We start from the raw sequence: 505 nt of genomic DNA, 5'->3' as shown, positions 1-505 counted from the left end.
ACCGGCAGGAAGAAACCTCGCCTGCAGGCGATCCAGCGTGTGCCGTCCGGCGCCAGGCCGCCGCCGGGGACGATTCCGTGCACATGCGGATGGTGGGTCAGTGCCGAGCCCCATGTGTGCAGCACCACGATGGTGCGCATTGTCCCAGCGGCGATATCGAACAGCAGGCCATACACCACGGTCTTGTGGTACCAGGCGATGGCCGCAATCGGGGCCGGCAAAGTGAACACCACATGGTAGTACTCGACCGGAAGCAAATCGGCCTGGCGTGCTTCGAGCCAGCGCTTGGCAGCCCTGGCCTGACACTTCGGGCAATGGCGGTTGCGGCACGAGTTATAGGCGATTTCCGCTTGACCGCAACCGTCGCAGTGCAGCGCGTGTCCTCCCAGCGCCGCACTGCGGCACTGTTCGATGGCCGACATCACCTTGAGCTGGCCCAGGCTCAATCGTTCCGTCTGCCGCCAGGCAGGGCCGTGGCGGCGAAAGATGTCAGCAACTTCAAGGG

1 protein-coding gene is annotated in these 505 nt (G+C 64.6%); it reads right to left on the bottom strand.

Annotation, left to right across the window (positions count from 1 at the left end; genetic code table 11):
• On the bottom strand, positions 1 to 505 hold a 505-nt coding region (locus F2P44_RS34555; protein WP_167094617.1), incomplete at both ends, for an IS91 family transposase.

It is taken from the genome of Massilia frigida, assembly GCF_011682175.1.
GTDB classification, from domain to species: domain Bacteria; phylum Pseudomonadota; class Gammaproteobacteria; order Burkholderiales; family Burkholderiaceae_D; genus Telluria_A; species Telluria_A frigida.
Note: the sequence above shows the minus strand (reverse complement) of the source record. Positions and strands in the feature narration are given on the sequence as shown.